The following is a 25,414-nucleotide window of genomic DNA, read 5'->3' as shown; positions in this document are numbered from 1 at the left end:
TCCCTCGCTAGTCAAACTTGACTACAGATCGACGCTAATACCCCGACCTCGATTGGTCAAACTTGATTAATGGAGCTGCTGCCCGCTCAGCGGTCGTCCCCGGGATGCCGCTCCCCCGTCGCGTACGGGTTCTCCTGGTCCTCGGCGAGGACGCCGACGAACGGCTCGCCCTCCCCCGCGAAGGTGTACGCGCCGCCGCGGATCCGTTCGACGAGGCCTCGGGTCCACTCGGCGCCGGTGTCGGCGGAGTGCACCCAGAAGTTCATGATCTCGCCGATGTGACCGAGCTGCCCCGGCCCCTCCTCGGGCGTGTAGTACTCGGTGACGGCCTTGCGCCACTCCTCGATGCCGCGCACCCGCTGCTCGAGAAGGGCGAGGACCTCCTCGCGGTCCAGGTCGACCATGAAGCCGAGTGCCGCGGTGAGGACGTCCGGCCGCTGGTCGTAGGCCGTGAGGTACTGCCGCACCAGCCCGAGGTATTCCTCGGTCCCCTTCTCGGTGATCTCGTACTCCACACGCGGCGGCCCGCCCGCCGTGGACGGCGCGATCTCGTGGGCGTGGAGCAGGCCCTGCTTGGCCATCTGCTTCAGGGCGTGGTAGATCGAGCCGGGCTTGGCGTTGGACCACTCGTGCGCGCCCCAGTACTCCAGGTCGTTGCGCACCTGGTACCCATGGGCCCGCCCGTGCTGCCGGACCGCGCCGAGCACGAGGAGACGGATCGCTGACATGCGGTCCAGATTAGGCGTGCGGCAGCCCGGGGCCGAGATCAGCCCCGGGCCGGGTGTGCGGGCGGGTCGGTCGGGCGGGTCGGTCGGGCGATCCGGTCCGACCGGTCCGGTCCCGTCCGGTCAGAACGGGAAGCCGCTGCGGCCGTGCTGCACCGAGATCCACTTCGTCGTCGTGAACGCGTCCAGCATCGTCTCGCCGTTCAGGCGGCCGAGGCCGGAGTGCTTCTCGCCGCCGAACGGGACGATCGGCTCGTCGTGGACCGTGCCGTCGTTGACGTGGAACATGCCGGTGTCGATCCGCTTGGCGAAGGCGACGCCCCGCTCGATGTCAGCGGTGTGGACGGCGCCGCTCAGGCCGTACGGGGTGTCGTTGACGAGACGTACGGCCTCCTCCTCGCCGTCGAACGGGATGAGGAAGGCGACGGGGCCGAAGACCTCCTGCTTCAGCAGGGGCGAGCCGGCCGGGAGGTCCGTGAGGACGGAGGGCTCGACGAGGTTGTCCGTCGTGGTGCCGCGCACCAGGGCCGTGGCGCCCTCGGCGACCGCCTGCTCGACGACGGCCGAGATCGCGTCCGCCTGGGAGGAGTTGATCACCGGGCCGATGACCGTCTCGGGGTCGCGCGGGTCGCCGGCCTTGAGGGTCTTCACCTTGGCGACGAACTTCTCGGTGAACTCCTGCGCGACCGAACGGTCGACCAGGACGCGGTTCGCGGCCATGCAGACCTGGCCCTGGTGGACGTACCGGCTGAAGACCGCCGCGTCGACCGCGTAGTCGAGGTCGGCGTCGTCGAGGACCACCAGCGCGCTGTTGCCGCCGAGTTCCAGGACCGAGCGCTTGAAGTGGGAGGCGCAGACGGTGGCGACGTGGCGGCCGACCTTGTCGGAGCCGGTGAAGGAGATGACCTTCGGGACCGGGTGCTCGATGAAGGCGTCGCCGATCTCCGCTATGTCCGTGACGACGACGTTGAGGAGGCCGGCGGGCAGACCCGCCTCCTCGAAGATCTTCGCGACCAGGGTGCCGCCGCAGATCGGGGTGTTCTGGTGCGGCTTGAGGACCACGCCGTTGCCGAGCGCGAGCGCCGGGGCGACCGACTTGATCGAGAGGAGCAAGGGGAAGTTGAAGGGGCTGATGACGCCCACGACGCCGACCGGGACGCGGTAGACGCGGTTCTCCTTGCCGTCCACGGGAGAGGGGACGATCTTGCCCTCGGGACGCAGGGCCAGGTGGATCGCCTCGCGCAGGAACTCCTTGGCGAGGTGGAGCTCGAAGCCCGCCTTCAGCCGGGTGCCGCCGAGCTCGGCGATGATCAACTCGGCGATCTCCTGCTCGCGGTCCTCGATCAGGCGCAGCGCCTTCTCGAACACGGCCCGGCGGGCATACGGGTTGGTCGTGGCCCACTGCTTCTGGGCGCGGGCGGCCGCCCGGTAGGCGTCGTCGACCTCGTCGACCGTGGCTATGGTGATCGACGCCAGCTTCTCACCGTCGTACGGGTTGAAGTCGATGATGTCCCAGGAGCCGGTGCCCGGGCGCCACTCACCGTCGATGTACTGCTGAGCCAGGTCGGTGAAGTAGGACGACATGTGATCCCTCAATCTCTGGCAGACACCCGATCGGCGTGGTCGCCATCGCGATCGTCTTCACGGTCTGATCACACGTCATCGTACTTGCGATTCAACTGAGTTGAAGGAGACCGCTCAAGACAGTTGAAGGAGTCCCCGGAGAAGATCCCGGCTCTCGTCCAGCCCCGGGCTGTCCTGCTGGAGTTCCTTCAGCGCCCGCTCGTACTGGGCGACGTCCTCGTGCTTGTCGAGGTAGAGCGCGCTGGTGAGCTGCTCCAGGTAGACGACGTCCGACAGGTCCGACTCCGGGAAGCTGAGGATCGTGAAGGCGCCCGACTCCCCGGAGTGGCCGCCGAAGCTGAAGGGCATGACCTGCAGCCGCACATTGGGGTGCTCGGAGATCTCGATCAGGTGCTGGAGCTGGCCGCGCATCACCGCGCGGTCGCCGTAGGGGCGGCGCAGCGCGGCCTCGTCCAGGACGATGTGGTACTCGGGGGCGTTCTCGGCGACGAGGTACTTCTGCCGCTCCAGGCGCAGCGCCACGCGCCGCTCGACGTCCGCCTCGCTCGCGCCCTTCATGCCCCGCCGCACGACCGCGCGGGCGTAGTCCTCGGTCTGCAGCAGGCCGTGCACGAACTGCACCTCGTACGCCCGGATGAGGCTGGCCGCGCCCTCCAGACCGACGTAGGTGGGGAACCAGCTGGGCAGGACGTCCGAGTAACTGTGCCACCAGCCCGCGACGTTGGCCTCGCGGGCGAGGGAGAGGAGCGAGTTGCGCTCCGCCTCGTCCGTGATGCCGTACAGCGTCAACAGGTCCTCGACGTCGCGCGTCTTGAAGCTCACCCGGCCCAACTCCATCCGGCTGATCTTCGACTCGGAGGCGCGGATCGAGTAACCCGCCGCCTCGCGCGTGATCCCGCGTGCTTCCCGAAGTCGCCTCAGTTGCGAGCCGAGCAGCATGCGCCGCACCACCGATCCGGGCTCTCCCGCGCTCACGTTCGCCAGCCTCCCCAACCGTCTTCAGGGCAGGCAGTCTGCCACTAAATCACTCCGAGCAGTACTCGTCCGATTACACAGATGGAAAGAAGACAAGGATTCCACTCAGGAAGAGGTGAGCAGAAGACAAGGAGAGGGCATGAAGTTGGCGGAAAAAATGGCCAACAAGCGGTACGGGAGCGTCCAATTCGGTCACGTGCACGTGCATCTGCCCTTGCATCTGCTCTGCGCATCCGAAACCATGGTCCCGCGCAACCGCTGCATCGCAACGACCGCGAATTCCCGGGAGTGCCTCGCATGGGGACGAATGGATCGACCATGCTCGAGCCGTTACGGCAGGGCCTTCCGCCGCTGGATCCCGCAGCCGTGTCCAACGCCGCCTCCTGTGCGCTGCCCGCCCGCTACGAAGCGGTGCGCGAGGCGCGGAAGTTCACCCGGCGCACCCTTGACCAGTGGGAACTGGCGTATCGCTTCGACGATGTCTGCCTCGTGGTCTCGGAGTTGGTGACCAATGCGCTGCGCCATGCCCTGCCGGCGGGTGCGCAGCGAATAACCGAGCAGACACCGCCCGTCCGGCTGCACCTGATGCGGTGGACGGAGCGGCTGGTCTGCGCGGTACGCGATCCCAGTCACGACAGCCCGGTCGCACGCGACTCCGACGACTTCTCGGCGGAGTCCGGGCGGGGACTGTTCCTGGTCGACTCCTTCAGCGACGGCTGGGGGTGGCACCCGATGGAGGGGACGCTCAGCGGGAAGGTGGTCTGGGCGCTGTTCCGCCTCCAGTCACCACAGTCCGCCGCGGCCCCGGCTCCGGCGGAATGACGAACCGCGGCGCTCTCTGACGCCGCGGTTCTACGCGCGTTACCGTGCGCGATACGGTCGTTACGGTACGGAAGGTTCCGATTGCACCCGCCGGGCTCAGCCCGCCACCAGATGGTCGAACTCGCCGTCCTTGATGCCCAGGAGCATCGCCTCGATCTCGGCGCGGGTGTAGACGAGGGCGGGGCCGTCCGGGAAGCGGGAGTTGCGTACGGCGACATCGCCGCCGGGCAGGCGGGCGAACTCCACGCAGGAACCCTGGGAGTTGCTGTGCCGGCTCTTCTGCCAGGCCACCCCGGTCAGAGCCGTGGCTGCCATGCCGTTGTACACGTCGTGGTCCACAGGTCGCTCCCCGGTGGTGCGGTGCTTGAGGCCATTGATGCGAGAGTTGGTGCAACTGGGTTGCAGCTGGTGATGCAGGGGTCAACTGCTCCCGGATCATAGCTCTGTTTCACGTGCACCTGCATGAGCAGATGCACGTGCACGCGGGGTGTTGCTGCGGTTACTCCTGTGACGTACGCGGCCCTGCATGCGTTCCAGGGCGTTCCGGCGCATGCCCCAGGGATCGCATCACATGCGTCCGTCGACTGCGGTCGTCGGGGCGAATCCCTCGTGCACTAGGAAGAGACGCGTTCCGCGGCGTTGTTGTTCCATATTTCAAATGACGTTCCGCTTCCCGGACTTGGGGACGCAAACGCAGGATGCGGCCGCCGCCTCTCGGCGTCGGCCGCATCGCTCGGTCCCGGCCGCGCCTCAGCGGGCGGCGTAGGGGAGAAGCGCCATCTCGCGGGCGTTCTTGATGGCCTTGGCCAGCTGGCGCTGCTGCTGGACCGTCACTCGGGTGACTCGGCGGCTGCGGATCTTGCCGCGGTCGGAGATGAACTTCCGGAGAAGGTCGGTGTCCTTGTAGTCGATGTAGGTGACTCCGGCCTGGTCCAGCGGGTTGGGGCGGGACTTGGCCGGCTTGCGGTCGGTCTTGCGGGGCATGGGGAGTTCAGACCTCCAGGAGGGTGTCGAAGGCGGGCGGGAGTTGTTTCCAGGCGTCACGGCCGGCGGCGTACTCGGCGTCCGTGAGGAGGCACGACTCGAGCAGCTGGGCGAGGCCGTCCCGGTCCAGGCCGGGGGACGTGAAGACCAGGTGCTGGCAGCAGTCGCCGTGCTCGGGGTGCCAGTCCAGCGCGGCGGCGGCCCGGCGCACCGGCGGGACCATGTCCCAGGCCGCGTCGGGCAGCGAGGCGAGCCAGGGGCCCGCGCTCTCCACGCACAGGGCGCCGCCCGCCGCGTCCCAGTGCAGCAGCACGTCCGGCTTGTCGGCGAGCCAGAACCGGCCCCGGCTGCGCGCGGCCGCGCAGGTGATGTCCTCCAGCGCCTCGTAGAGCCGTTCCGGGTGGAAGGGGCGGCGCCGGTGCCAGACGAGGGTCGAGACGCCGTGCGCGTCCGCCTCGGCGGGGAGCAGCGCGCACGCCGGGTGCTGGGCCGCGGCGGCGGACTCGACGTCGAAGCCGGCCAGCGCCGCCTGGGCGAGGGGGGTGAGCGGACGGCGCGGGGCCGGCACGGTCAGGTCGTCGTCGGCGGACACGGCCGGGGCGCCGATCGGGACCTGACGGGCCGTCGGGTGAAGCTGGGCCAGCAGTTCGCGGTCCTCGTCGTCGGCCTCCGGGGAGTCGGCCACGGCGAGGACAGGGGCGTACTCCAGCTGACGCGCGAAGGTGTCGGCGACCGTGCGCTGGTCCGTCGCCGCGGCCGCCAGCCCGCCCTCGGCCAGGTCGTCGCCGTTGCCCAGGTAGGGCAGGACGAGCGCGGGGTCCACGGCGGTGATCACACCGGTGACCTGGAGCCCCCCGGCCGTGACCACCTCGGCCACCGCCTTGGGCTCGACGGAGTCCCACAGTTCGACGACCGCCATACGCGTGCCGCCCGCGTCCTGGATCCGGATCAGCTCCGGCACCAGGTCCTCACGCAGGGCGCAGCAGGCGCAGTCGTTGACCAGGGGTGCCTCGCCGGCGTCGACGATGCCGGTGGCGTCGCGGATGGTGCGTACGACCGTGCCGGCGGCGGCCGTCGACAGGTCGTGGTGGAGTACGACGCTGTCGGCGACGTCGGCGAGCAGCCGCTCCACGGCCGCCTTGCGGGCGTCGGCGTGCAGCCCGCCGACGATCACGACGGAGAGACCGGACTTCACGGCCACCTGCTCAGCCCTGCTTCCCGTAGCGGCGCTCGAAGCGCTCCACCCGGCCGGCCGTGTCCAGGACGCGGGCCGTGCCGGTGTAGAAGGGGTGGCTGACGTTGGAGATCTCGACGTCGACGACCGGGTAGGTGTTGCCGTCCTCCCACTCGATCGTCTTCTCGCTGGTCATCGTCGAGCGGGTGAGGAAGGCGTGGTTCGCTGCCCGGTCGCGGAAGACGACCGGGCCGTAGGACGGATGGATTCCCTTGCGCATGGCGGTGCTCAGCGCTCCTCTCGGAAGTCGACGTGGCGGCCGGCGACCGGGTCGTACTTGCGCAGGGTCATGCGGTCCGGGTCGTTGCGGCGGTTCTTTCGGGTCACATAGGTGTAGCCGGTGCCGGCGGTGGACCGGAGCTTGATGACCGGGCGGAGTTCGTTGCGTGCCATGCTGCTATCTTACTGAAAATGAATTCCATTAACACCCGAGACTGAGAGAGGTTCGTCACCGTGTCCGCCCACTGCATGCTGACCGGCGCCCAACCCGGCTTCGGCAACACGATTTCCCACTCCCACCGGCGCACCTCCCGCCGCTTCGACCCCAACATCCAGACCAAGCGCTACTGGCTGCCCAGCGAGGGCCGGTATGTGCGGCTGCGGCTGAGCGCCAGGGGGATCAAGACCGTCGACGTCATCGGTGTCGAGGCGGCCGTCGCCCGTATCCGCGCCCGGGGAGTGAAGGTCTGATGGCCAAGAAGAGCAAGATCGCGAAGAACGTTCAGCGGCAGGAGATCGTCGCCCGGTACGCCGCGCGGCGGGCCGAGCTGAAGGAGATCATCCGGCGTCCGTCGACCAGTGAGGCCGAACGGCTCGCCGCCCAGCGCGAGCTGCGCGCGCAGCCGAGGGACGCCAGCGCCACGCGGGTGCGCAACCGTGACCAGGTGGACGGGCGGCCGCGCGGCTACTTCCGTGACTTCGGGCTGTCCCGGGTGAGCCTGCGGGAGCAGGCGCACGCCGGGTATCTGCCGGGGGTGCGCAAGGCGTCCTGGTAGGTCGGCAGGCTTCCGGGTTCGGGACCTCGCGGTCTGAGCCCGTGCGGTTCGGACTCCGGGGTTCGAGACTCCGGGGTTCCGGAGGAGACTCCCTGGTAACTTGCTGCGGTCGTTTCGGCCACGCACGCCGATTCGGCCGTATGCCGACCGCTACAGCTTGGGAGCTTCCAGTGACCTCGGCGACTTTCTCCCGTACGCGCACGATGTCCGGGCGGCGCATGCGGGTCGCGGCCGTGGCCGCGTCCCTGGCGGGTGCGCTGGCTTTGACCGCCTGCAGCGGCGACGGCGATTCCGACTCCGGTTCCAGCCCCACGGAGGACGCCCGTCCCAGCGCCTCCGCCTCGGCCTCCGCCAGCGCCGACACGGGCGGCGGTAGCGGAGGATCGGGCTCGGCGGCCGGTGGCCTGGACGGCAGCTGGCTCGCCACCACCCAGGGCGGCAAGGCCGTAGCGCTCATGGTCAACGGCACGGAGGCCGGGCTCTTCGAGACCGGCGGGACCGTGTGCAGCGGGACCGTCGCCGAGGAGGAAGGCGGACAGGTGATCCGCCTCAAGTGCACCGGCGGCAGCAAGGACCGGGCGACCGGGATGGTCCGCTCCGTCGGCAAGAAGTCGCTGACGGTGACCTGGGGCGGCCTCGGCTCCGAGGCCTACGTCAGGGCCGAGGGCGACACGATGCCGTCGGGGCTGCCCACGGCCGGTCTGGGGTCATGAGATGTGATTCGGTGACCGCACGCGATCACCGACGTCCCTCCCCGGAGCACCCCATGCGCGCCACCTCCCGCACCGTCGCCGCCCTCGCCGCGGCCCTCGTCCTGACCGCCTGCGGCAATGGCGGGGACGGGGGCGACGGCCAGGACGACAGCGCGGGTTCCACCTGCGCCGAGCAGTTGTCCGTGCAGTTCGGGCCGGCCAACGCCGCCCCGGCCACGGGTGACACCGGCAACGTCCCGGTCACCGTCACCAACCGCAGCGGCGACGAGTGCGTCCTGGACGGGCTGCCCGCCGTCGAGTTCGACGCGGGCTCCACCATGATCTCCGTCGCGCCCGACGAGTCCGTCCCGGCGACGAAGAAGGCCCTCGCCAAGGAGGCCTCCACCTCCTTCACCCTCACCTATGTCCGGGGCGAGGGCGGCGGCACCAAGAGCCTCCCCGTGACGTCGGTGAAGCTCCGTCTGCCCGGGGCGAGCGAGCCGCACAGCTTCAAGTGGTCGTACGGCGATGTCGCGCTGAAGAGCGACGGGCAGAGCCCGGACGCCTCGGTGACCGGGTTCCAGCAGTCCGGCGACTGACGCGGCTCAGCGCAGCGGCCGCCGGGACCTCAGCTGCGCCCGGTCGGCCGCCTCCGAGCCCTCGGCCCAGCCCGCCTCGTCGCTGACGCCGCGCAGGCGGGTCGTGGTCGTCTCCGGGAACATGCGGTCCAGGCGGTCGGTGACCGCCACCTCGCGGGAGGCGAGGACCGGGAGCAGGTCCTGGGTCACCTGCGTCCGGGCGACGGCCGTCAGGTGGGTGCCTATGCGGTGGGCGTAGGCGGCCAGGAACGACTGGCGGAAGGTCTTGGTCCGCTTGCGGCCGCCGGCTCGCTGGGCCGCCTCCGCCCTCGTCATCGCGGTCTGCGCCTGCACGAGCAGCGAGGTGTAGAGGAGCTCGACCGCCTCCAGGTCGGCCTCGAAGCCGACGACGGTCGAGAAGCCGAAGGGTTCGTTCCACACGGCACGGCAGTGGTTGGCGGTCGCCACCGCGTCCAGCAGGACGGCCTTGGCCTGCTCGTACGGCGGTTCCACACCGATCCGGCAGGCGCCGGGCGCGTCCTTCGGGGCGTGCTCGCGCGTGGCGAGCAGCGCGTCGTCGATGCTGTGCCGGGCCATCAGCTCCTGCGCCTTGGCGCTGAGCGCCTCCGCCTCCTCGGGGAAGCCGGTCGCCTCCGCCTTCGCCAGCAGCGCCCGGACGCGGGTGAGCATGCGGGACTCGGGCCCGGTGGCCCGGCCGGCCGGCTCGGCCGCCTGGTCCAGGGGTTCCAGCGTGGGCAGGCGCAGCAGGAGACGGTACAGCTCCAGGACGGCGGTCGCGTGGGAGAAGCGGTCGGTGCGGGGCGGGGCCTCGGCGGGCAGGTCGTCGAGCTGTGCGTTCCAGCGCGGGCCGCGCGGGCGGTCGTACGGCCGCTGGGCGTGGATCAGTGCCGAGAGCAGCCGTACGTGGACATCGTCCAGGTCGCGCCGCACGAGCCGTACGACATCGGCCGGCTGCCAGCCGCGCCGCCAGGCGGCCGCCACGAACTCCTGGCCGCGCCGGGCGAGTTCGTCGTCCGCCTCGGGGGCGGCGGCGAGGAGGGAGGCGCCGGTGTCGAGGGCGGTGTGGCCGCTGTCGTAGAGGGCGGACTCGAAGGCGCGGTCGACTGTGCTGGGCGTGCTCACCAGGGGATCGTAAGTCCGTTCTGGGAGGCCGCGGCGGCACCTGCCTTCCGCCGTCACGGAGTTCATGGAATTCCGATGCGACCGTGATCGTCAACCACGGGTTGACACCTCCAGGGTGTCAACCTACGGTTGACACATGTCGACGAACCCGAGCATCACGTCATCCGTACGTCTCGACGAACTCATCGCGGCCATCAAGAAGGTCCACCCCGAGCCCCTCGACCAGCTCCAGGACGCGGTGATCGCCGCCGATCACCTCGGCGAAGTGGCCGACCACCTGATCGGGCACTTCGTGGACCAGGCCCGTCGGTCGGGTGCCTCCTGGACGGACATCGGCCGGAGCATGGGCGTCACGCGGCAGGCCGCCCAGAAGCGGTTCGTGCCCAAGGAGTCGATCGACCTCGACCCGCAGCAGGGCTTCGGCCGCTACACGCCGCGGGCCCGGAGCGCCGTGATGGCCGCGCACAACGAGGCCATCGCGGCGCGCAACCCCGAGGGCCGCCCCGAGCACCTCGTCCTCGGTCTGCTGGCCGACCCCGACGGCTTCGCCGCGAAGGCGATCACGGCACAGGGCATCCTCCTGGACTCCGTGCGCCAGGCCGCCACCGCCGCACTGCCGCCCGCCGCCGACGAGGTCCCCGAGCTCGTCCCCTACGGCTCCGACGCCAAGAAGGTCCTGGAGCTCACGTTCCGCGAGGCCCTGCGCCTCGGCCACAACTACATCGGCACCGAGCACATCCTGCTGGCCCTGCTGGAGTTCGAGAACGGCACGGGCGTGCTGTCCGGACTCGGCCTCACCAAGGAGGCGATGGAGGAGTACATCGTCGGACTGCTCTCGCAGTTCCTGAAGAGCGGTGAGGAGACGGCCGAGAAGGCCGGGGAACAGGGCGAGGCGCAGGGCGAGGCGCAGGACTGAGGCCGTTGTCAGACCCGGGTGCCACACTCGCAGCATGACCGACCGGTGGGCGCTCGCTCCGGCCGAGGACGGCGGCGTGGAGATCGCCCCCCTCGGTCCGGACGGGCTGCTCGCGGGGCCGGTGCGGCGGGAGGCGGACGCGGCCGGGGCCGTGCGGGGGCGCCCGGAGGTCGCGCGGTGGGTGTGGCGGTCCACCGCCGAGGTCTACCCGCGACTGCTCGCCACGGGGGTGCGAGTGGAGCGGTGCTACGACATCGAGGACGCCGAGACGCTCCTGCTCGGTCACGAGGGGCGGTCCGGCGAGCCGAGGTCGGCCGCCGCCGCCCTCGCCCGCCTGCGCGGGGGCCCCGTGCCGCCCGATCCGCCCCAGCGCTCCGCCGAACCGGGCTCGCAGTCCCCGCTCTTCGAGCCACAGGCCGTCCATGTCCCGCTCGCCGACCTGGTCGAGGTCTACGCCGACCAGCTGCGCCGGCACGATCGGACCACCCACCCGGAGCGGATGCGGCTGCTGACGGCGGCCGAGTCGGCGGGCATGCTCGTCGCCGCCGAGATGAACCGGGCCGGGCTGCCGTGGAGCGCCGAGGTGCACCGCCAGGTGCTGCACGAACTGCTCGGCGACCGGTACGCCGGGGGCGGGGAGCCGCGGCGGCTGGCCGAGCTCGCCGACGAGGTGTCCGCCGCCTTCGGGCGCCGGGTGCGGCCCGATCTGCCCGCCGATGTCGTCAAGGCCTTCGCGCAGGCCGGGATCAGAATCAGATCGACCCGCCGCTGGGAGATCGAGTCCCTCGACCATCCGGCCGTGAAACCACTGGTCGAGTACAAGAAGCTGTACCGGATCTGGGTGGCCCACGGCTGGTCCTGGCTGCAGGACTGGGTGCGCGACGGGCGGTTCCGGCCGGAGTTCCTCGCCGGCGGGACGGTCACCGGGCGGTGGGTGACCAACGGCGGGGGCGCGCTGCAGATCCCGAAGGTCATCCGCCGTGCGGTGGTGGCCGACCCGGGCTGGCGGCTGGTCGTGGCCGACGCGGACCAGATGGAGCCGCGGGTGCTCGCCGCGATCTCGCGTGATCCGGGGCTGATGGAGGTGGCCGGGCGGGAGACCGACCTGTACCAGTCCGTCTCCGACCGCGCCTTCTCCGGGGACCGCGCGCAGGCCAAGCTCGCCGTGCTCGGCGCCGTCTACGGGCAGACCTCCGGCGACGGGCTCAAGAACCTCGCCGCGCTCAGGCGCCGCTTCCCGAAGGCGGTGGCGTACGTCGACGAGGCGGCGCGTGCCGGGGAGGAGGGGCGGCTCGTGCGGACATGGCTGGGGCGCACGTGCCCTCCGGCGGCCGGGGCGACGGACGACGCGGGCGAGGAGGCGGGGATCCCGATGGCGGACGGACCGGCCGACCCTGCCGACGGATCCGGGCCGCAGGAGTGGGTGCCGGGCTACGCCTCCACCAACGCCCGCGCGCGGGGCCGCTTCGCCCGCAACTTCGTCGTCCAGGGCAGCGCCGCCGACTGGGCCCTGCTGCTGCTCGCCGCGCTGCGGCGGGCCTGTGCGGGGATGGCGGCGGAACTGGTCTTCTTCCAGCACGACGAGGTGATCGTGCACTGTCCCGAGGAGGAGGCCGAGGCGGTCGTGACGGCGATCCGCGAGGCGTCCGACCTGGCCGGACGGCTGACGTTCGGGGAGACGCCCGTGAGGTTTCCGTTCACCACGGCGGTGGTGGAGTGTTATGCGGACGCGAAGTGATCACGGCGCCTTCGACCGGCTTCTGTTCGACCGAACGCCGCCCGCGCCGAACAGCGTTGGCCAGATGTTGGCGCTCCGTCAACATGGCTTAATCTGATCACTACATCGGATCCGGCCCGACGGCGCGTGCGTACGACGCGCAGCTCGGGGGAGCGCCGCCGCCGCGGCCGGATCCGGGGGCGCGCACGGGTCCCGGTCGACAGAGGTGATCGATCGGGGCCCGCGTCCCGCTGCGGGTTGGGCCGTCGGGGCTTCCTGTGGGGTTGGGCCGTCGGGGCTTCCTGTGGGGTTGGGCCTTCGGGTCGTCCTGTGGGGTTGGACCTTCGGGTCTTCGACCGCACGGCTTTCCGGCGCCCCGGTTCTCCTGTCCCGACAGGCCGCCGACCCGCCCATTTCCATGCACGGGAATCCGACTTGTCCGATTCTCCCGCGACGCGCACGCTGGAACCGTGAGTAACATCACAGGCGCGAATTGAGCAGTGATGGCCGGTTTTGATCAGAGGCTCGGTCGCAGCGGGTGGTCAGCAGATGCCGCGACAGCCACGATCAGCCTGGAGGGCATCGTCACGGGGTGGAGCGAGGGTGCCCGGCGAGTGCTGGGGTACCGCGCCTCCGAAGTGGTGGGACGGACCGCGGCCGACCTTCTCGTGGGGCGGGAGGCGGGCGGGTTCTCCCCGGCCGGCTCCCAGGAGTGGAGCGGCACTGCCGCGCTCAGGCACCGCGACGGACACCGCGTCGAACTGACCCTGCACGCCCACCCCTCCCTGGACGGCGAGGGCGCGACCCAGGCGTTCGTCGTCACCGCCACCACGGGAACCCCCGGCTCGGAGCACGACCGCCGGATGGTGGAGTGGGCCTTCGCCCAGTCCTCGATCGCCCTGGCCGCCTACAGCGCCGCGTCGGGCTCATGGCGGCTGAACCCGAGGGCCGAGGCGGACCCGCTCGGGGAGGCCCGTGCCGACGAGGGGTTCCTCAGGTGCGTGCGGCGGGTCGCCGAGGAGGCCGTGCCGATGCGGTACGAGGGCGTCGCCCCGGCCCCGCCCGACGCCGCCGTCCCGCGACGGAACTGGATCGTCGAGCTGTGGCCCGTCCGGGATCCCGCCTCCGGCGAGGTGGCCGGGGTCGGCACCGCCGCCTTCGACAGCAGCGAACAGTACGCCGCCCGGCAGCGGCTGGCCCTGCTGAACGAGGCGGGCACCCGGGTCGGAACCACGCTGAACGTGACCCGCACCGCCCAGGAGCTGGCCGACCTTGCCGTCCCGCGGCTCGCCGACTTCGCCAGCGTGGACCTGCTCGACTCGGTGGTGCGCGGGGAGGAGCCGGTGCCGGGGCCGGTCGATGCCGCCGTGGTGCTGCGCCGGGTCGCCCATCAGTCGGTCACCGGCGACGGACTCACCGTGCCCGAGGCCGCCGTCGACCTCGGGGGGATCGACACCTATCCGCCGTTCTCGCCGCCCGCCCGCTCACTGGCCGGCGGACGACCGGTACTCAGCGGCAGGGAGGACCCCGACTTCCAGCGCTGGGTCGCCGCGCACGAGGCGCGGGCCGCCGTCGTCCGGGAGCACGGCTTCCACTCGGTCGTGGCCACCCCGCTGCGGGCCCGCGGCATCACCCTCGGCGTCGCGGTCTTCGTGCGCGCCAAGGGCTCCCCGCCCTTCCAGCAGGACGACCTGATCCTCGCCGAGGAGCTCGCGGGCCGGGCCGCCGTCGGCGTGGACAACGCCCGCCGCTACACCCGCGAGCGCACCAACGCCCTCACCCTCCAGCGCAGCCTGCTCCCCCGCGACCTGCCCAAGCAGGCGGCGGTCGAGGTGGCGTACCGCTATCTGCCGGCCGGCACGGGCGCCGGCGTGGGCGGCGACTGGTTCGACGTCGTCCCGCTGTCGGGCACGCGGGTCGCCCTGGTCGTCGGCGACGTCGTCGGCCACGGCATCCACGCCTCCGCCACCATGGGGCGGCTGCGCACCGCCGTACGCACCCTCGCCGACGTGGATCTGCCCCCGGACGAGCTGCTCACCCACCTCGACGACCTGGTCACCCACCTCACTTCGGACGACGACAGCGTCGTCCGGGAGCTGCCGTACACCGGCGGGGTCGGCGCGACCTGCCTGTACGCCGTCTACGACCCTGTCTCCCGGATCTGCACCCTCGCGAGCGCCGGCCACGTACCGCCCGCGCTGCTGCTCCCCGATGGCACGGTCGGCGTCGTACGCCTCACGCCCGGTCCCGTGCTCGGCGTCGGCGGGCTGCCCTTCGAGGCGACCGAACTGGAGCTGCCCGAGGGCAGTCTGCTCGCCTTCTGCACGGACGGCCTGATCTCACGCGAGCGCGATGTCGGCCTCGGTCTGGACCGGCTCTGCGAGGCCCTGGCCTCCCCGGCGCCGTCGCTGGAGACCACCTGCGACGCGATCCTCGCCGACCTGCTTCCCGAGAGCCCCGCCGACGACGTGGCCCTGCTCCTCGCCCGCACCCGCGCCCTGCACGCCGACCAGGTCGCCGACTGGGCCCTGCCGTCCGACCCGGCGGTCGTGGCCGACGCCCGCGCGCAGACTTCGCGGCAACTCGCGGCATGGGGACTCCAGGAGGCCGCGTTCGTCACCGAGCTGGTGGTGAGCGAGCTGGTGACCAACGCCATCCGGTACGGCGACGTACCCATCGGGCTGCGCCTGATCCGTGACCGCACCCTGATCTGCGAAGTCTCCGACGCCAGCAGCACGGCCCCCCATCTGCGCCGCGCCCGCACCTACGACGAGGGCGGCCGCGGGCTGCACATGGTCGCCCAGCTCACCCAGGGCTGGGGCACCCGCCAGACCCCCACCGGCAAGACGATCTGGGCCGAACAGCCGCTCCCGGTGGGCTGACCGCCCGCCTGGAGGTGGAGAACCCGGTTGTCCCCTCCCGGTTCAGACCCGCAACGGGTTGGCGCGCACGGCCGCCATCAGGTACCACGCGGTCGCGCCCGTGTGCCGGTAGGGGTAGTAGCCGAACCCGAACCCGGTGTCGAGCGGACTGCTCGCCGACACCACCCCGGACCGCTCGGGCAGCACCCGCCCACCGACGGTCTGACCGTCCCCGAGCAGATCCTGGGCCCGCTCGACGGACGCGACCAGCCGCCGGGCCCGCGCCTCGTCACCCCGCGCCTGCCGCTCCCGCAGCGCGAGCGCGAGATGAGCGGTCCCCTCGAACCACACGCCGTTCCGGTTCGGCTTGGGCTGGCCGTCGGCGATCGGGGCGTCCTCGTTGGCGAGGAGACTGGCAGAACTGAAGGTGACACCTTCGTACGACTGCCCCGCCGGCACCGTGCTGTTGCGCCGCTCGGCGTGGTCGAGGACGGCCAGTTCGCGCGCGGCCCAGTCCAGCGAGCGGGCGTGGGCGCGGGAGCCGAGGGCGAGGTGGGTCCAGGTCTGGGTGTCCTCGGGGATCGGCGAGGTGTTGACCGTCACCCCGTCATTGGTCCCGGTGTAGAAGAAGCCCCCGTCCGCGTCCCACGTCTTCTCGACGAAGTCCCGCGCCCGGGCGCGCCGTTCGTTCCACACCCTGTCCCCCGTGAGCCGCGCGAGCCGCCCGAACAGACAGAGGAGGTCGGTGTTGTGCTCGGTGGAGATGAAGGGCAGCTTCTCGTTCGCCCCGTTGACGCCGAACTTGTACCCCCCGAGGGGTTCGTCGGTACGCCCGTTGCGCTCGATCCACTCCCCGATCCGCACGGCACCGTCGAGGAACCGCCGCTCCCCCGTCCGCCGGGCCAGCGCACTGAGCGCGATCCCGGCCCAGGCCATGTCCCCGACGGCCGTACCCGTGAACCCGAACTGCGTCCCCACATTGGCGCTGCCGTCCGCCCGCACGAACCCGTCCGGCTGCCGTGAGCCGTCGTAGAAGGTGTACGGCCCGACGTTGTAGGCCTGCCGAAGCCGACCGTCGTCATGGGCCGGGTCATGCGCCTGGGCGTACAGCAGCGCGTCCCCGAGCACGACGGCCCGCGCACGCCCGTCCGAGGTGCGGGCGGCGAGGTGGGCGAGGATCGCGAGGGCGTTGTCGTAGGTGAAGGCGGTGCTGAAGAGGCCGGCCTGGTCGGTGTAGCTCTGGGTGAGGCGGATGGTGCCGTGGTCGGGGTAGGCGTCCATGGCGGCGGCGAGGAAGGCCTGGGCGCGGTGGAGGGGTGGGCGGTGGAGGGGTGAGGTACTGGCACCGGCATCGGCGTGAGCGACGCCGGCACCGGCCCCCGTGAGGACCGCCGCGCCGAGGCCCAGGCCTGCGCCGATGAGTCGGCGGCGGTTGAGCGCCGGGCCCTGCCTGTCGGTCATACCGTTCATGGGTCTCCCTCGGCCGGCTCTGAGAACGACTCTGAGAACGACTCTGAGAGCGCTCTCACGGATGCGCGCTCATTCTGCTGGTGCGCATGGGGCAGGTCAACGTCCTTGAGCTCTACAGCAGTTGGCGGGCGGGTGCTGGGGGGAGACGACGAAACCCCGCCAGGGATTGCCTGGCGGGGTTTCTACTTCATCTCTCTGCCGAGCTCACTGTTCGGTCAGGGCGGCGCGCAGGTAGGCGATCAGATCACCGGTCGGCACCTCGACCCAGGCGGCCCCGGGCTCCCCGGGTCGAATGACCTCATAGCGATCTCCCTCCAGCTCATGCACCAGGACCTGACGGCTCGTTCCGTCCAGCTGATGCACGCGCAGACGGACGGCGCCGTGCGTGATCGTGGGGAACATGTTCCGCAGCACCTCGTCCGCATGGAGACGACGCAGGAGGTTCCGTTGTCTCCGGTGGAATTCGGACGAGAGAAGGTCGGACCACTGCGAGGAAGTGGGCTCTCCCGTTTCGAGTGCCCTGGTGAATTCATCGAGTTCCAGGAACTCGAATCGCGCCGCCAACTCGTCGAACGGCACCCCTTCCCGCCATGCGGCGATCGCCCCCACGAGCAATCCAAGGTCGTCGGTCGAGCCGACTTCCCAGGAGAACCCGGGGCTGTCCCAGGTGAACCCGGGAATGAGGACACGCACCCGGAACAGACGCTCGTCGGCCGCGGGATGGACCGACAAAAGCCCCCTTGCCGTCTCGATGCCGATGGCGTCGGTGGCCCAGGGCGGCAGCCCGATGTCGCATCCGCGCAGCTTCGCGGCCTCCTTCAGCGCCGGCACAAGGCCGCCCGCAGCGGTCACGTCGGGGTACAGGTCTTTGTGATGGGCATCCATGCGCATTCCTCAGCAGTGGCAGTAACCGATGATCGACCCCTTCACGGGAGGCAGCTTCCCCAGCACCGAGAGATCCGGCATATCTGTCGGGGGATCCAGTCTCATGGCCCCGCCCGGACCCGACGGGGAGTAGAACTTGATCGAATCCCACGAGCGCTGACCGTTGGCCAGAGCCCTCGCGATCATGGACATCTCGTAGTCCGTGGCGGCGGCTCCGGCCTCACCGCCCTTCAGTCCACGACGGGCGGCATCCATGAAGCTTCCATGCTGGTTCAGTCCCGTCATGTTGATGTGCAGCGTCACGTTCGGGTCGGCGATGGCCATTTCCGCGATGCGGGCGAAGTCCCTCGGGGACGCGTTGGAGAAGGTCTGGAACCTGTTCTCGGGCAGCCTGGCCCACTCGTCGAGCGCCCCACCTCTCTGCCACCCCAACGCGACCTTGCAGTTGTGGACAAGGACCGGAGTCGCACCCGCCAGCACGAAGAACGTGTGCAGGTCGGCGACCGTGAGGTCGTAGACCGTGCGCGGAGCCAGTCGCGAGCGGTCGTGGAGGGCGTTCACCGCGCGGAGGGAGCCGTCCGGAGTACGCAGGCGGTCGCCGACACGTAGGTCGGAGACCAGCGTCCACCCACGGTCCACCACATAGAACTTGTGGCCGGCGGTGCTCTCCAGCTTCCCCCCACCGGCAACGGTGATGTCCACCAGCCGCCGGGTGTCGTGCTCGAAGGTGTCGGTGACCTGCCGGGCCCGCAACCGGCCGGATGCCGGATCCGTGGCCTGGACGAAATCCCCCACGCCCACCTGGCTGATGGGCCGGTGTGAGCCGTCGGCCATCAGCACCTTGGTGCTGCCGGGGAAGCTGTTCACCTTGCAGGCGGTGTAGAGGTCTTCGTGCGCGTTGACGAGTGCGTTGAGCTTCGCGAGGGTCCCGGGGTCCAGGTCCAGGGTCTTGAGGGCATGGAACGCGTCACGGACCCCGACGCCGGTCTTCATGGCGGCGTCCAGAGCCCGGATGCCTTCGAAGACCGTGCCCAGCGCCTTGCCCGGGACGAAGTTGCTCAGGGCCCAGGCGCAGCCGCTCGCGCTGCCGTGCCAGCAGTCGACGAAGTCCTGGACCAGGACCGCCTTGATGAGCTTGTAGGTGAGGGTCTGCTGGATGAGTTCCAGCTTGGAGAAGTACCGGGTGACGTCCTTCTTCAGACCCGGGATGCGCTTGCTCTCGATGAGCAGCGTGTCCTTCGGCGGGCAGGTGCCGGCGCCGGCCGTCGAATTGGGGTCGGTGCAGAGGAAGAAGTCGACCACCGCGCTGAAGGTGACCGTGAACGTGGTGGTGCAGCCCTCGAAACCGATCTCGATGACGCAGGGGTCGTGCTGCTTGGCGTCGGTGATCTCGATGCTGCCCTCGTCGACGACGTACCACGTGCCGCCGACTCCGGTGCCCGCACCGGTGGAGACCTGCTTGTTCGCGGCGTTGCGTGCCGCTTCCTCGGCTGCCTTCTGCGCTTCCTGTGCGTACTTCAGCGCGTCCTTCGCCGCCTTTTCGGCTTCGGTGGCGGCGGCGTCGGCGCGGTCGGCGGCCGCTCGTGCGTCCTTGGCGGACTGCTCGGCCGCGGCCGCGGCCTCGCGTGCGGCCTGGGCGTCGAGGGCGGCCTGGTCGGCGGAGGCGCGGGCGTCCCTGGCGTAGCCTTCGGCGCGTCCGGCGGCCTTGTCGGCGGCGGCCGCGTCTTCGGTTGCCTGGCGCTGGTGTTCGACGGTGCGCGCCAGTGACGCCGATGCCTTGGAGGCGGCCACGGCGGCTTCGGCCGCGTAGCCGAGGGCCTCCTTGGAATAGCCGCGGGCGTCCGCCGCGTGTCCGGCGGCGTTGGCCGCGTGCTGGTAGGCGGCCTTGGCGTCGCCCTTCGCCTGGTCGGCGAGGTTCTTGGCCGCGGCTGCTTCCGCCTGCGCGTTCTTGGCGTGGGCGTCGGCGACGGCCTTCTGCTGCTCGGCGACCGACTTCGACGCCTGCCCGGTCAGCACGACCAGGCCGGCGGCCGAGTCGGTGTCGACGTACGGCGAGCCGAGCTCGATCGCGTCGTTCGCCGGCTTGGCGACCTGCGCGGCGGACTTGCCCGCGTCGGCCGCGGCCTGCGCGGTGACGTGGGCGAAGCCGGCGGCCTTCGCCGAGGCGGCCAGGGCCTTGGCGGCTTCCTTGTTCGCCGCGTCCGCCTCCGACATGGCGGTCTTGGCCAGCTTCTCCGCTTCCTCCGCCAGCTCGACGGCCGTCTTTGCCTCGGAGGAGGCGTGCTCGGACGCCTTGATGGCGTCGGCCACGGCGCTGGTCGCGGTCGCTACGGCGGCGTCGGCCCGCAGTTTGGCGGCCTGAGCGGCGTCCGCGTTCGCACGGGACCGCTTGGCGGCCGCTTCGGCGCGGGTGGCCGCGGCATCCGCTTCGGCTGCCGCCTCGCTCGCCGCATCCGCCGCGGTCCGAGCTCGGCCGGCGGCAGCCTCGGCATCGTCCGCGTACTTGTCCGCCGCGTCCGCTGCCGCCCTGGACTCCTGGGCACTGCTGTCGGACTCATGAGCCTCGGCGAACGCCTCCTTGGCATCCGCCTTGGCCCTGGCCGCGTCCGCCTTCTGCGCGGCGTCCCACGCGTCGGCGTTGAGGTCACGGGCGTTGTCGCGCGCCTTGACCGCGTCGTTCTTCCGCGCGACAGCGGTCTTCTCGGCGGCTTCGGCCTTGTCCTTGGCGTCCTTCGCGTTCGCCGCCTCGGCCTGCGCGTCCTTCTTGTGCTGGTTGGCCTCGGCCTGTTTGGCGGCGGCGGTCTCCTTCTCCGCCTTGGCCGTCTTCTCCTCGGCCTCGGCCGCGAGCCGCTTGGCGTGCGCGTCGGCGGCGGCCGCCTTGGCATCGGCTTCCGCCTTCAGAGCGACGGTGAGCTTCGCCTCCGCGGTCTCCTTGTCCTTCTTCGCGTTGTCCCGGTGCAGCCTGGCCGCATCGGCCGCGGCCTTCGCCTGCACCTCGGCCGCGCGCGCGGCCTCCTTACGGAACTCCGCGTTGACCTGCGCGGCCTGGGCCAGCGCCCGCTGCGTGATCGTGTTGCTGTCACCGGCGGAAGCCCTGGTCGCGGCCTCCGCGGTCTCCGCGGCCTTCACCATCGCCGTCAGCGCCGCCACGGACCCCTTGGTGACCTGCGCCTTCTGCTGACCGACCAGAAGCCCACGGCCTCGCGGGGCACCGGCGGCATCCGCGATGCCGTACGCGGCCTGCTCGGCCGTATCGGACGCCGTTGCCGCCTTCTTGGCGCTCTCCAGCTGGGTCCTGAGCGCGGCCAGGTGCTTCTTCGCAGCCGTCTGGGCGTCGGTGACGACCTTCTTCGCCTTGTCGAACTCCGGCTTCTCCGGGTACAGGGGGCTGTCCGTGCCCTGGTGACCGGACGGCTTGATCCGGAACTTCTGCGAGCCGGCGTTCTTGCAGTCCCACAGCCGCGCGTCCGTGCTCTTGGTGAACGCGCTCAGGTCCACGCACTTGCCGGTGGTCACGCTCTTCAGGGGCGCGGCGGCACGCACGTCGCCCTTCCACGACTGCCCCTCGGACTTGTAGCAGTCATATATCTGGATCTTGGTGCCGTTCGCCGACGCGTTCTTGGCCACGTCCAGGCACTTCTGCGAGCCGACGTTGCGCAGGTGCAGGTCGTCCTCGCTGCCCTCGAGCGTCCACTGCTGCGCTGCGCCGCCGTTGCAGGTGTAGATCTGCACCGGCGTGCCGTTGGTCTTGCCGCCGCCGGCGACGTCCAGGCAGCTGCCCGCCGCGCCCGGCACCTCGATCGTGACGTGGCTGTCACCGATCCAGCCCAACCCACCGGCGGACCAGTAGTCCTGCCACCGGGTGGCGTAGTCGGCGAGCCACGACTGGCCGAGGACGTGACCGAGGGTGAATGTGCCCTCCTGCAACGCCTTCGTGGCGGTGACGTTGGCGGCGAGAATCTGCTGCCGCTGCGTGGCCTGCGCGGCGATCTCCTGCTGCCACTCGGCGGAGGCCTGCGCCACCTCCTTGCCGAGCACCCGGTTCGGGTCGATCGGGGCGTGCCACGCACACGACGCGAAGCGCGCCTTCAGGTCCTCGACCGCGATCCGGAACTCGGGGGTCTCCGGGGCCGGGGCGGTGCGGGGGAAGCCGCCGGAGGCCAGGAAGATCCGGGCGTCGTCGGCGAACACCCGGGGAACGAACAGCTCGTTGGGTTCGATCTTCCCCGAGTTCTTCTTCCACAGCTTCCACGCCTGCTGCTCCTCCGGGGTCCCCCCGGTGGTGTACAGCGGGTCGCCGACCGCGAGCGCGGCGGCCTTCGTCTTGTCGTCGGCGGTGGGCGACGGGTCGTAGAACGGGGAGAACAAGTCCTGCGCCTTGAAGTACGACTGCCACAGCCACGGCATCAGGCCGATCTTGTCGTAGATCTCGTTAGCTCCACGCGGCTCGCCAGGGTAGGAGCTGAGGCCGCTGACAGCAGCGGACCACGCCTGCTCCTGGTCATTGGCCTTCGCGACCCACTGGTCCGTGCTCGCACTGTCCGCGTAAGCGGCCTTGTGCAGGGGGGAGTTGTTGTCGGAGAGGTCCCGCTTGAGCTTCTGGTGAAGTTGGTCGGGCGGCAGCCCGATGGCGTTCTGTGCGAGGGCGAACAGGTTGGGCCCGCCCTTGCGCAGGGCATCAACGGCCACGCACTGGTCCTCGCGGAGCTGTTCCGCCGCCTTGGTGTCGAAGCCGTCGTACGAGTCACTCGTCGCGGCCACGGGCTGTTCGTCGTCCCGGCCGAGCGGGCCGGGCTGGACGGCCAGGCCACCCAGGACGGCCAGAGCGGCGACGGATGTGACGGCGGACGTGAACGTCGCGGATATTCGTGATCTGGGGTTGAACAACCCCGGTCTGAGTCGCAAAGGGGCATCCTTCGTTGTGAACGAGGGCAGGCGAGGGTCACCGCCCGAACAGGCGGTGGCGATGCGCGCGGGTCAGCCCGCGGTCCCGGCGCGGGAACAGGGGCAGCGGACAGCAGCGGCAAAGCAGGCGTTCACAACGAGCCGGCATCGCGGCATGACGAAGCGTTCCTCCCCGTAGCGGCACTGTTCCCCCGCCGCCGAACGACGTGCGCGCGTCATGAGGGGATGGTCAAGGCCCCTCGGGCTGCGCGGCGTTCAACTTAGCCACAGATCAACGGGGCGGGGCAAGGGCTGACGGCAGCGTCGTACGGCCCTCCTGGAAAATCATTTGCGCGGCTCGCCGCGGGACGGGACGTGCAAACGTCGTGCTCACGCGTGGAGTTACTTGTGTGAGACATGTAAAGAAGGGGTGCAGGCAACGAAGGTTCTCAGCCATAAGTTGACCGGAAGTCACCCCTGCCCGTTGTCCTGTGCGGTCGCACGGTGGCGGGTGCGACAAGGAGCACCGCACCCGGTCTCCACCGGCCCGGCCGGACAGGTCTAGCCCCCTCGGGAGGGGACGGCGCACGGCCGCCACCCCCGACCCAGCTCCCGGCGAAGCTCGTACGCCGCACACTGGAACTCACCGAGTGGCCGGCCGCGGCCGAAGCCGAGGACGTCCGTGTCGTCGCGAGCTCCGCCGTTGCTCCAGAGGCTCCGAATCACGCGGAACGCGGGTCACTGTCCGACACGCACAGCGCCCGCAACCCCATGGACCTTCCTCCTCCTGGACCTCTGACCTACGCATCACGCTGCGTAGGTCGGCACCCGCACCCCTGCCCGGACACGACAGCACGAACAACAAGAAACCCCAGGTCAGAGCCCTGACCTGGGGGTATGAGTGGAGCCGCCTTCGGGATTCGAACCCGAGACCTACGCATTACGAGTGCGTTGCTCTGGCCATCTGAGCTAAGGCGGCGCGCCGTCCGCACTATGGTGCGATCAGCAACGTCGGTAAGTCTACACAGTTTCTGGGGTGCTCCGAACCAGCCCCTCCCCGGGCCCCAGCCGACCCCCCGGCCGACCGCCCGCATGCCGTCCGCAGGCCGCCACCCGCACCCCGTGGGCGGCCCCGGAGTGCGGTCCTCCGGGGCCCCGCAGGGGCTCTCAGCAGCGCTTCTCCCGAGTGGGCGGGGTTCCTCGGAGGAGGTATGCGTTGATCGTCCTGTCGACGCAGGCGCTGCCGCGCCCGTACGCCGTGTGACCGTCACCCTCGTAGGTGACGAGACGGGCCGAGGAGAGCTGGCGGGAGAGCGCCTGGGCCCAGCGGTACGGGGTCGCCGGGTCGCGGGTGGTGCCGACCACGATGATCGGGGCCGCGCCCTTCGCCTCGATGCGGTGCGGCTCGCCCGTCGGCGCCACCGGCCAGTACGCGCAGTTCAGGGTGGCCCAGGCGAGGCCTTCGCCGAAGACGGGGGACGCCTTCTCGAAGGCGGGGAGGGAGATGCGGACGTCCTCGGGGGTGGCGAAGGCCGGCGGGAGGTCCAGGCAGTTCACGGCCGCGTTGGCGAACATCAGGTTGGTGTAGTCGCCGTCGGCGTCGCGCTCGTAGTAGCTGTCGGACAGGGCCAGGAGGCCCGCGCCGTCGTTCTCCTCCATCGCCGAGGTCAGCGCGTCGCGCAGCTGCCCCCAGGCGCCTTCGTCGTACATCGCCGCGATCACGCCGGTGGTGGCGAGGGACTCGCCGAGCCGGCGGCCGTCCGGATCGCCGGTCGGGATGGGCTTCGCGTCGAGCTTGCGGAAGAAGGACTTGAGGTTCCTGCCGACCTCGGCGGCCTTCGTGCCGAGCGGGCACTCCGGCTGCCGCACGCAGTCCCGCGCGAACGCCTGGAACGCCGTCTCGAAGCCCGCCGTCTGGTCGAGGTTCATCCTGCGGGCGGGCAGCGAGGGGTCCATCGCGCCGTCCAGGACCAGCCTGCCCACCCGGTTCGGGAAGAGCCCGGCGTACGTCGCCCCGAGGAAGGTGCCGTACGACGCCCCCACGTACGTCAGCTTCTCGTCACCCAGCGCCGCCCGCACGATGTCCATGTCCCGGGCCGCCTCGGCGGTGGAGAGATGGCGCAGGACGGCGGGCGAGTGCGCTCCGCACCCTTCCGCGAACCTCTTGTACGCGCCGACGAGTTCCTCGGTCTCCTTCTCGTCGTCGGGCGTGAAGTCCGTCTGCGTGTACCTGTCCATCGCCCGTCCGTCGAGGCATTCGACGGGCTCGCTGCGGGCGACTCCGCGCGGGTCGACCGCGACCATGTCGTAGCGAGCGCGTACGTCGGACGGGTAGCCGATCCCCGCGTACTGCTGGAGGTAGCCGATCGCCGAGCCGCCCGGTCCGCCCGGGTTCACGAGCAGCGAACCGAGCCGCTCACCCCGGCCCGTCGCCTTCTTACGGGCGACGGCGAGCCGGATGCTCCCGGCGTCCGGCTTGGCGTAGTCGAGCGGTGCCCGCATCGTGGCGCACTGGAATCCGGGCGCCCCGCAGTCGCGCCAGGTCAGCTTCTGTCCGTAGTACGGCGCGAGCGCGGCCGGCGTCGACCTCGGCAGCGCGGCCAGGGCCGCCTCGGCCGCCGGCCTTCCCGGGTTCGACGAACCGCCGGAGGTGCAGGCGGAAAGGAGCAGGGTGGCGGCCGCGAGGAACGCGCCGAACGTGCGGGCCCGCCGAGGGCTTGAGCCGGGGCCGCGGTCGCCGCGGTCGCCGCGTCGGCTGGTGGGGCTGCTTTGGCGGCCGTTCCCGGTTGGGCCCGGGTCCGGACTGACTGGAGAGCTGCGCCTGGTGTGCATCAGGCGAGCGTAACTCTGCGCAGCGACTCGAATGCTGTGCGTGCACGCTACGGCTCGTACGTGTTACATGGTCAACCTTTCGTTGATCACTTGTGGAGGAGGGTGGGGCGGTCGGCA

The 25,414-nt window shown here is 70.8% G+C and carries 21 protein-coding genes and 1 tRNA gene; 8 read left to right on the top strand and 14 right to left on the bottom strand.

Annotated elements, in window-relative coordinates; all coding sequences use genetic code 11:
- Positions 1 to 86: 86 nt before the first annotated feature.
- From ACIBAG_RS13655 to ACIBAG_RS13645, 3 genes are all read right to left on the bottom strand, one after another.
- Complete coding sequence (locus ACIBAG_RS13655) at positions 87 to 728, bottom strand: PadR family transcriptional regulator (protein ID WP_399104411.1); 642 nt, start codon at positions 726 to 728, stop codon at positions 87 to 89.
- A gap of 120 nt (positions 729 to 848) precedes the next feature.
- Entirely contained in the window at positions 849 to 2,309 is a 1,461-nt protein-coding gene (locus tag ACIBAG_RS13650) for an aldehyde dehydrogenase family protein (RefSeq protein ID WP_399104409.1), read from the bottom strand.
- A 114-nt stretch (positions 2,310 to 2,423) separates the two neighbouring features.
- The gene (locus ACIBAG_RS13645; RefSeq protein WP_399104532.1) at positions 2,424 to 3,248 is read right to left on the bottom strand and encodes a helix-turn-helix domain-containing protein; all 825 of its coding nucleotides are present in this window, start codon (positions 3,246 to 3,248) and stop codon (positions 2,424 to 2,426) included.
- 354 nt (positions 3,249 to 3,602) lie between these two features.
- Here ACIBAG_RS13645 and ACIBAG_RS13640 point away from each other — a divergent pair, with 354 nt between their 5' ends.
- The gene (locus tag ACIBAG_RS13640; RefSeq protein WP_399104407.1) at positions 3,603 to 4,106 is read left to right on the top strand and encodes an ATP-binding protein; all 504 of its coding nucleotides are present in this window, start codon (positions 3,603 to 3,605) and stop codon (positions 4,104 to 4,106) included.
- 96 nt (positions 4,107 to 4,202) lie between these two features.
- Here the strand turns inward: ACIBAG_RS13640 and ACIBAG_RS13635 are convergent, their stop codons facing one another.
- The 5 genes from ACIBAG_RS13635 to rpmG all read right to left on the bottom strand — a co-directional run bounded on the left by ACIBAG_RS13635 (position 4,203) and on the right by rpmG (position 6,717).
- Complete coding sequence (locus ACIBAG_RS13635) at positions 4,203 to 4,421, bottom strand: DUF397 domain-containing protein (protein ID WP_126400040.1); 219 nt, start codon at positions 4,419 to 4,421, stop codon at positions 4,203 to 4,205.
- A 435-nt stretch (positions 4,422 to 4,856) separates the two neighbouring features.
- Positions 4,857 to 5,090, bottom strand: coding sequence for a 30S ribosomal protein S18 (gene rpsR / locus ACIBAG_RS13630; protein WP_399104405.1), 234 nt, complete (start codon positions 5,088 to 5,090; stop codon positions 4,857 to 4,859).
- 7 nt (positions 5,091 to 5,097) lie between these two features.
- Positions 5,098 to 6,291 (bottom strand): CobW family GTP-binding protein, encoded by a 1,194-nt coding sequence (locus ACIBAG_RS13625; RefSeq protein ID WP_399104403.1) that lies wholly within the window; start codon positions 6,289 to 6,291, stop codon positions 5,098 to 5,100.
- Between the two features lie 4 nt (positions 6,292 to 6,295).
- Entirely contained in the window at positions 6,296 to 6,544 is a 249-nt protein-coding gene (locus tag ACIBAG_RS13620) for a type B 50S ribosomal protein L31 (RefSeq protein WP_031482563.1), read from the bottom strand.
- Positions 6,545 to 6,552: 8 nt separating this feature from the next.
- Positions 6,553 to 6,717 (bottom strand): 50S ribosomal protein L33, encoded by a 165-nt coding sequence (gene rpmG, locus ACIBAG_RS13615; protein WP_030573688.1) that lies wholly within the window; start codon positions 6,715 to 6,717, stop codon positions 6,553 to 6,555.
- Positions 6,718 to 6,777: 60 nt separating this feature from the next.
- Here rpmG and rpmB point away from each other — a divergent pair, with 60 nt between their 5' ends.
- The 4 genes from rpmB to ACIBAG_RS13595 all read left to right on the top strand — a co-directional run bounded on the left by rpmB (position 6,778) and on the right by ACIBAG_RS13595 (position 8,610).
- Positions 6,778 to 7,014, top strand: coding sequence for a 50S ribosomal protein L28 (gene rpmB, locus ACIBAG_RS13610; RefSeq protein WP_031482567.1), 237 nt, complete (start codon positions 6,778 to 6,780; stop codon positions 7,012 to 7,014).
- Complete coding sequence (gene rpsN, locus ACIBAG_RS13605) at positions 7,014 to 7,319, top strand: 30S ribosomal protein S14 (RefSeq protein ID WP_399104399.1); 306 nt, start codon at positions 7,014 to 7,016, stop codon at positions 7,317 to 7,319. Before rpmB ends, rpsN begins: the two co-directional genes overlap by 1 nt.
- Positions 7,320 to 7,489: 170 nt before the next feature.
- On the top strand, positions 7,490 to 8,032 hold the full coding sequence (locus tag ACIBAG_RS13600) for a hypothetical protein (RefSeq protein WP_399104397.1): 543 nt from the start codon (positions 7,490 to 7,492) through the stop codon (positions 8,030 to 8,032).
- A gap of 53 nt (positions 8,033 to 8,085) precedes the next feature.
- Positions 8,086 to 8,610, top strand: coding sequence for a DUF4232 domain-containing protein (locus ACIBAG_RS13595; protein WP_399104395.1), 525 nt, complete (start codon positions 8,086 to 8,088; stop codon positions 8,608 to 8,610).
- A 6-nt stretch (positions 8,611 to 8,616) separates the two neighbouring features.
- On the opposite strand, the gene ACIBAG_RS13590 is transcribed toward ACIBAG_RS13595, so the two are convergent.
- Positions 8,617 to 9,732, bottom strand: a complete 1,116-nt coding sequence (locus ACIBAG_RS13590; protein WP_399104393.1) for a DUF2786 domain-containing protein — start codon at positions 9,730 to 9,732, stop codon at positions 8,617 to 8,619.
- Between the two features lie 136 nt (positions 9,733 to 9,868).
- Between ACIBAG_RS13590 and ACIBAG_RS13585 the strand changes: the two genes are divergently transcribed.
- The 3 genes from ACIBAG_RS13585 to ACIBAG_RS13575 all read left to right on the top strand — a co-directional run bounded on the left by ACIBAG_RS13585 (position 9,869) and on the right by ACIBAG_RS13575 (position 15,247).
- Positions 9,869 to 10,648, top strand: coding sequence for a Clp protease N-terminal domain-containing protein (locus tag ACIBAG_RS13585; protein WP_399104392.1), 780 nt, complete (start codon positions 9,869 to 9,871; stop codon positions 10,646 to 10,648).
- 34 nt (positions 10,649 to 10,682) lie between these two features.
- Positions 10,683 to 12,386: a bifunctional 3'-5' exonuclease/DNA polymerase gene (locus ACIBAG_RS13580; protein ID WP_399104390.1), complete on the top strand. Its 1,704-nt coding sequence runs from the start codon at positions 10,683 to 10,685 to the stop codon at positions 12,384 to 12,386.
- Between the two features lie 482 nt (positions 12,387 to 12,868).
- Positions 12,869 to 15,247 carry a SpoIIE family protein phosphatase gene (locus ACIBAG_RS13575; protein WP_399104388.1) on the top strand — a complete coding sequence of 793 codons (2,379 nt, stop codon included), beginning with the start codon at positions 12,869 to 12,871 and terminating at the stop codon, positions 15,245 to 15,247.
- A gap of 42 nt (positions 15,248 to 15,289) precedes the next feature.
- Here ACIBAG_RS13575 and ACIBAG_RS13570 read toward each other — a convergent pair whose 3' ends face one another.
- The 5 genes from ACIBAG_RS13570 to ACIBAG_RS13550 form a co-directional block, all read right to left on the bottom strand.
- On the bottom strand, positions 15,290 to 16,687 hold the full coding sequence (locus ACIBAG_RS13570) for a Tat pathway signal sequence domain protein (RefSeq protein WP_399104386.1): 1,398 nt from the start codon (positions 16,685 to 16,687) through the stop codon (positions 15,290 to 15,292).
- A 213-nt stretch (positions 16,688 to 16,900) separates the two neighbouring features.
- Positions 16,901 to 17,587 carry a hypothetical protein gene (locus tag ACIBAG_RS13565; RefSeq protein WP_399104384.1) on the bottom strand — a complete coding sequence of 229 codons (687 nt, stop codon included), beginning with the start codon at positions 17,585 to 17,587 and terminating at the stop codon, positions 16,901 to 16,903.
- Positions 17,588 to 17,590: 3 nt separating this feature from the next.
- On the bottom strand, positions 17,591 to 22,486 hold the full coding sequence (locus ACIBAG_RS13560) for a ricin-type beta-trefoil lectin domain protein (RefSeq protein WP_399104382.1): 4,896 nt from the start codon (positions 22,484 to 22,486) through the stop codon (positions 17,591 to 17,593).
- Positions 22,487 to 23,367: 881 nt separating this feature from the next.
- A tRNA-Thr gene (locus ACIBAG_RS13555) sits at positions 23,368 to 23,444 on the bottom strand.
- Between the two features lie 188 nt (positions 23,445 to 23,632).
- Entirely contained in the window at positions 23,633 to 25,297 is a 1,665-nt protein-coding gene (locus tag ACIBAG_RS13550; protein ID WP_399104380.1) for an alpha/beta hydrolase, read from the bottom strand.
- Positions 25,298 to 25,414 lie beyond the last annotated feature (117 nt).

The organism is Streptomyces sp. NPDC051243, from assembly GCF_044455405.1.
Taxonomy (GTDB): domain Bacteria; phylum Actinomycetota; class Actinomycetes; order Streptomycetales; family Streptomycetaceae; genus Streptomyces.
This window is presented reverse-complemented; position numbering and strand designations above follow the sequence as displayed.